Origin of the sequence: Miniimonas arenae (assembly GCF_006351005.1) — a bacterium.
In the GTDB taxonomy this organism is placed as follows: Bacteria; Actinomycetota; Actinomycetes; order Actinomycetales; family Beutenbergiaceae; genus Miniimonas; species Miniimonas arenae.
Genome location: NZ_VENP01000098.1, coordinates 1 through 4,023 on the forward strand (window position 1 = coordinate 1; position 4,023 = coordinate 4,023).

The following is a 4,023-nucleotide window of genomic DNA, read 5'->3' on the forward strand; positions in this document are numbered from 1 at the left end:
CGAGCTCGCCCGCGTCACCCCCGCGGGAGGCGAGCACGCGCGCGAGGGCCGGTACGTCGTCGGGCATCGCGGCGCGGACCCGCAGGTCCGTGCGCGCCCGACCGTGCGCCTCGGGGGTGAACGCGACGAAGTCCCTCACCCGCTCACCGTAGGCGCGCGGCGTGGCGCCGCCGAGCGCCTACTCGCTGACGTCCCACGTCCCGACGTCGGCGAGCTCGACGCGGTCGATCGCCTCGCCGTCGGGAATCACGAAGATCTGGCAGTAGTCCCCGACCACGCTGTCCTCCTGCGGCGGCGCGGCCGTGCCGCTGCAGACGGAGGCGGCGTCGCCGGTGAGGGTCGACGCGGTGACGTCGCTGCCGCCCGCCCGCGCGGTCCACTGGCCGGAGGAGACGTCCGGGATCGCGTCCCACGTGAAGTCCTGGCGCACGCCGTCGCCGAGCGCGATGCGGTAGCTCACCCGCCAAGGGTCGCCCGTGAGCGCGCCGCCGCCGAAGTCGGTCAGGCCCTCGTCGTCGCCCACGCGCTCGACGCTCGTCACCGTGAGCGTCGGCTCGAGCGAGGTGTCCGTCTCCAGCGGCACGACCTCGCCCAGGGTGAACGGCTCCGTTCCCGAGCACGCCGTGAGCAGCCCGACGGCGAGCCCCGCTCCCAGCACCGCGCGCCACACGACGCCTCTTCTCGTGCGACTCATTCCGCTCCCTTCTCCGTGCCGAGCATCTCGGCGCTCAGATCCCACAGCCGTCGAGCCAGCTCGGCGTCCCTGACCTGCGGGTTCACCTTGCGCGCCGGCCGCTTCTTCTCGTAGTACACGCCCGGCGTCCAGTCCTCGGGCGGCGTCCCCTCCGCCAGCCAGACGAGCTGGGAGGCGCCCTTCTCGGGGCTCGCGAGGATGAACCGCGCGAGCGGGCTGGCGTACAGGCAGCGCATGGAGCTCGCCGACTCGGTCGCGAAGCTCGTGGCCACCACGCCCGGGTGGAACGCCGCGGCGGCGATGCCCTGGTCGCGGTAGCGGCGGTGCAGCTCGCGCGTGAACAGGATGTTCGCGAGCTTCGCCGTGCCGTACGCCACCTGCGGGTTGAAGTCGCGCTCGTGCTGCACGTCGTCGAGGTCGAGGTGACCGAAGAACCGTGCGCCCACACTGGAGGTCTGGATCACCGACGCCCGGGACGCGATCAGCACGTCCATGAGCTGCGTCGTCAGCAGGAACGGCGCGAGGTGGTTGACCTGAAACGTCGTCTCGAAGCCGTCGACGGTGGGGGTCGGGTCCCCGAACACCCCGCCGGCGTTGTTCGCCAGCACGTCGATGTGCCCGACGGCGTCGCGCAGCTCCTCCGCGAGCGTCCTCACCTGCACCAGGTCGGCGAAGTCGGCCACGAAGTGGCGAGTGTCGAGCTCGGAGGCGAGCTCCGCCGTCGTGCGCGGGTCACGGCCGACGAGCACGACGTCGTGGCCCGCCTTGGTCAGCTGACGCGCGGCCGCCGCGCCGATCCCGCTGCTCGCGCCTGTGATGACGATCGTCTTCGGCATCTGGCCAGCGTAGGCGGGAGGTTGCGGGCCGGTGGCGCCCGGGTACCGTCCAACCATGCTCACCCACACCGTCCCCAGCCTCGGCCGCCACGTCTCCGCGATCGGCCTGGGCACCTGGCAGCTCGGCGCCGACTGGGGCACGGTCGACGAGGAGGAGGCGTTCGCCGTCCTCGACGCGGCCGTGGAGTCCGGCGTCACCCTCTTCGACACCGCCGACGTCTACGGTGACGGCCGCTCCGAGCAGCGCATCGGCCGCTTCCTTGCGACCCGCCCCGGCCACGGCGTGCTCGTGGCCACGAAGATGGGCCGCCGCCTGCCGCAGGAGCCGGAGAGCTACACGCCGGAGAACCTCCGCGCGTGGGTCGACCGGTCGCGCCGCAACCTCGGCGTCGACACCCTCGACCTCGTTCAGCTGCACTGCCCGCCCACCGCGGTCCTCACCGACGACGCCACGTACGAGGCGCTCGAGGAGCTCGTCGCCGACGGGTCGATCGCCGCCTACGGCGTCTCGGTCGAGACGTGCGACCAGGCGCTCGCCGCGATCACGCACCCCGGCGTCGGATCCGTCCAGATCATCCTCAACCCGTTCCGCCTCAAGCCGCTCGAGGAGGTCGTGCCGCGCGCGCAGCAGGCGGGCGTGGGCATCCTCGCGCGCGTGCCGCTCGCATCGGGCCTGCTCTCGGGCCGCTACGACGCTTCCACCACGTTCGCGGCGAACGACCACCGCACCTACAACCGGCACGGCGAGGCCTTCGACCAGGGCGAGACGTTCTCGGGGGTGCCCTACGACGTCGGGCTCGCCGCCGTCGCGGACCTCGCCGAGGCGCTGCCCGACGGCGTGTCCCTCCCCGCCGCGACCCTGGCCTGGATCGCGTCGCGCCCGGGCGTGAGCGCCGCGATCCCGGGGGCGCGGACGGCGGCGCAGTCGGCCTCGAACGCCTCCGCGCTGGAGCTGCTGTCCGACTCGGGGGCGAGCGCCGGGTTCGACGTCGAGGCGTTCGACGGCGTGATCCGCCGCGTGTACGACGCTCGCCTGCGCGAGTTCATCCACCCGCGCTGGTAGTTGCCGGCCGCGGACGTTGGCCGTCCGCAGGCTGAGACGGCGCGGCTCCTCCTTCGGCGCCTCCCCACCCCGACATAGCCTGACGACATGCCGAGCTGGGGCGGGATCGTGGTCGTCGCCGTGCTGCTCGTGCTCGCGGCCGCGCTGGGACTGTGGCTGCGCCGTCGTGAGGGCCGGAGCCGCTCCGTGCCGACCGCGGCCGGCGACGCCGCCGACCGCCTCGACCTCGCCGCCCTCCTGCCCGAGCGCGACGCCGCCGCCGGCCCCGCCGTCGTCCAGATCTCGGCCGCCGTCTGCTCGCCGTGCCGCGCCACCGCGCGCGTGTGGCGCTCGGTCCTGCCCGACGGGCAGCACGTCGAGCTCGACGTCGAGGAGCACCTCGACCTCGCGTCCGCCCTCCAGGTGTGGCGCACGCCGACGTCGTTCGTTCTCGACGGCGCAGGTCGCCTCGTCGCCCGCGTCGACGGCGTGCCGAGCCTCGCGCGGGCACGCGCCGTCGCCGCCGGGGCGTACGACGGCGAACACCCGTCCGGCGCGGACGTCGCCGACACTCCGCTCGCCGCGCAGGCGGCGGACCATCTGAGCCCGAGGAGCACCCGATGACCGAGCCCACTTCGTCTGTCTCCGGCACTGCGCCTGAGTCGGCCATTCGGGGCATCGACGCGCGCGGGCCGCGCTTCGGTGCGGCGCTGACGGCGGTGCTGCTCGCCGTCGTGCTGGTGCTGCAGGGGACGTCGCCGGACCGGAACGTCGGGGCGCTGGTGGTGCTCGCGGTGGTCGTGGCGGGCTTCGCGCTCGGGGCGTTCGGCGGGGTGCAGCGAACGTGGCAGGCGGCGGTGTTCCGGACGCTGGTCGCGCCGAGGCTGGCGCCGCCGACCGAGCGGGAGGACCCGCGACCGCCGACGTTCGCGCAGCTGGTCGGGTTCGTCATCACGGGCGTCGGGCTCGTGCTGGGTCTGCTCGGCGTGCCGTACGCGGTGCTGGTCGCCGCCGGACTGGCGTTCGTGGCGGCGTTCCTCAACGCGGTGTTCGCGTTCTGCCTCGGGTGCGAGATCTACACGGCGGCGGTGCGGGTGCGGGGGGCGCGGGCCTGACGCGCCTGTGGGGTGGTCGGCGGCTCGTGGGCCGGGTAGAGCGTCGACCGAGCTCAGTCGGAGTGCGGGTCCGTCACCTCGAGCCGGCCACGGCTCCAGGCTTCCCAGAGTCGGTGGTAGATCCCCTGCCGCTCGATCAGCTCGGCATGCGTGCTCTGCTCCACGATCCGGCCGCCCTCCATGACCAGGACCCGGTCCGCGCGCGCCGCCTGATCGAGCCGGTGCGCGACCACCAGTGCCGAGCGGCCGAGCGTCACTTCGTACGCGCCGTCCTCCAGCTCGCCTGCACCCGCCGAGCCGGCCTCCGCCGTCGCTTCGTCCATGATGACGATCGCG

5 protein-coding genes and 1 pseudogene are annotated in these 4,023 nt (G+C 73.9%); 3 read left to right on the forward strand and 3 right to left on the reverse strand.

Going from position 1 to position 4,023, the window contains the following annotated elements; translation table 11 throughout:
* Positions 1–178 precede the first annotated feature (178 nt).
* Together FH969_RS14560 and FH969_RS14565 are read right to left on the reverse strand one after the other, a co-directional pair.
* Positions 179–694, reverse strand: coding sequence for a hypothetical protein (locus tag FH969_RS14560; protein ID WP_139987907.1), 516 nt, complete (start codon positions 692–694; stop codon positions 179–181).
* Positions 691–1,530 (reverse strand): SDR family NAD(P)-dependent oxidoreductase, encoded by an 840-nt coding sequence (locus FH969_RS14565; RefSeq protein WP_139987909.1) that lies wholly within the window; start codon positions 1,528–1,530, stop codon positions 691–693. The genes FH969_RS14560 and FH969_RS14565 overlap by 4 nt, the downstream gene beginning before the upstream one ends.
* Positions 1,531–1,585: 55 nt before the next feature.
* Between FH969_RS14565 and FH969_RS14570 the strand changes: the two genes are divergently transcribed.
* From FH969_RS14570 to FH969_RS14580, 3 genes are all read left to right on the forward strand, one after another.
* Positions 1,586–2,593 (forward strand): aldo/keto reductase, encoded by a 1,008-nt coding sequence (locus FH969_RS14570; protein WP_139987911.1) that lies wholly within the window; start codon positions 1,586–1,588, stop codon positions 2,591–2,593.
* 87 nt (positions 2,594–2,680) lie between these two features.
* Positions 2,681–3,196 (forward strand): thioredoxin family protein, encoded by a 516-nt coding sequence (locus tag FH969_RS14575; RefSeq protein WP_180359825.1) that lies wholly within the window; start codon positions 2,681–2,683, stop codon positions 3,194–3,196.
* Positions 3,193–3,687, forward strand: coding sequence for a DUF4395 domain-containing protein (locus FH969_RS14580; RefSeq protein WP_139987913.1), 495 nt, complete (start codon positions 3,193–3,195; stop codon positions 3,685–3,687). Before FH969_RS14575 ends, FH969_RS14580 begins: the two co-directional genes overlap by 4 nt.
* Positions 3,688–3,740: 53 nt before the next feature.
* Here FH969_RS14580 and FH969_RS14590 read toward each other — a convergent pair.
* Positions 3,741–4,023, reverse strand: a pseudogene (locus tag FH969_RS14590) (ABC transporter ATP-binding protein/permease); the annotation flags it as partial.